Annotated in this window: 1 rRNA gene (only partly in view); it reads left to right on the forward strand. The window is 56.8% G+C overall.

The features are described 5' to 3' along the window. Positions 1 to 352: ribosomal RNA gene (locus EKK30_RS16395) — 23S ribosomal RNA — on the forward strand (it extends past both window edges: 1,928 nt to the left, 269 nt to the right).

Consider the following 352-nt stretch of genomic DNA (forward strand, 5'->3'; position numbering starts at 1 on the left):
GGTGGAGCCGAAATGTGAAATACCACCCTAGTGATTATGGTTGTCTAACCGCGGTCCGTTATCCGGATCCGGGACAGCGCATGGTGGGCAGTTTGACTGGGGCGGTCGCCTCCTAAATCGTAACGGAGGCGTGCGAAGGTGGGCTCAGGTTGGTCGGAAATCAACCGTCGAGTGCAATGGCATAAGCCCGCCTGACTGCGAGACTGACAAGTCGAGCAGAGTCGAAAGACGGCCATAGTGATCCGGTGGTTCTTTGTGAGAGGGCCATCGCTCAACGGATAAAAGGTACGCCGGGGATAACAGGCTGATGACGCCCAAGAGTCCATATCGACGGCGTCGTTTGGCACCTCGA

It is taken from the genome of Hyphomicrobium sp., assembly GCF_003987855.1.
Lineage (GTDB): Bacteria > Pseudomonadota > Alphaproteobacteria > Rhizobiales > Hyphomicrobiaceae > Hyphomicrobium_B.